The organism is Streptomyces sp. NPDC104096 (assembly GCF_055584385.1).
Window position 1 is genome coordinate 1 of sequence record NZ_JBVJMD010000173.1, and the last position, 1,096, is coordinate 1,096.

The 1,096-nt window shown below is 65.3% G+C and carries 1 protein-coding gene; it reads left to right on the forward strand.

Features of this window, described 5'->3' with window-relative positions; translation table 11 throughout:
* The coding region (locus tag ACZ60B_RS43065) for a beta-N-acetylhexosaminidase (RefSeq protein ID WP_469397605.1) at positions 1–1,096 on the forward strand (1,096 nt) is incomplete at both ends.

Here is a 1,096-nt window from a genome sequence, read left to right on the forward strand (position 1 = left end):
GAAGTGACGCAACCGGCGGGCAAGCTGGTTTTGGATCACCGTTTGTCTCTGACGCTGCAAGGCGATGATTTGGGCGACGCGCTGCCGCGCTGGCGCCAGCGCATCGAGTTGCAGACCGGCTGGACGCTGGCGCCGGCGGGTGAAGCGAACGGCGCGGCGATCAAGGTGGTGATCAAGGACCGGGTGGCGGCGCAGCCGCTGCCGGGCAGCGATGAGAGCTACCGGCTGGCGGTCACGCCGCAGGGCGCCACGCTGACCGCCAACACTCGCTTTGGCGCGCTGCGCGGCATGGAGACCCTGCTGCAGCTGCTGCAGACCGACGGGCAAAACACCTTCCTGCCGCTGGTGGATATTCGCGATGTGCCGCGCTTCCCGTGGCGCGGCGTTTTGTTGGATTCGGCGCGCCATTTCCTGCCGCTGCCGGACATTTTGCGCCAGCTCGACGGTATGGCGGCGGCCAAGCTCAACGTATTCCACTGGCACCTGACCGACGATCAGGGCTGGCGCTTCGCCTCCGAGCATTACCCCAAACTGCAGCAGCAGGCCAGCGACGGCCTGTTTTACACCCGTGAGCAAATGCGGCAGGTGGTGGCTTACGCCACGGCGCGCGGCATTCGCGTGGTGCCGGAGATCGACATGCCGGGGCACGCCTCCAGCATCGCGGTGGCCTATCCCGATCTGATGAGCGCGCCGGGGCCGTATCGCATGGAGCGCGAGTGGGGCGTGCATAAGCCGACGCTCGATCCGACCCGCGACGAGGTGTATCAGTTTGTCGATACGATCGTCGGCGAGCTGGCGGCGATCTTCCCCGATCCTTATCTGCACATCGGCGGCGACGAAGTGGACGCCAGCCAGTGGCGGGCATCGCCGTCGATTCAGGCGTTTATGCAGCAGAACGGGCTGGCGGATACCCATGCGCTGCAGGCCTACTTCAACCAGAAGCTGGAAAAGATCCTCGAGAAGCACCAGCGGCAGATGGTCGGTTGGGACGAGATCTACCATCCGTCGCTGCCGCGCTCGATCGTCATTCAATCCTGGCAGGGGCAAGACTCGCTAGGCGCCAGCGCGCAGGACGGCTATCAGGGCATCCTCTCCA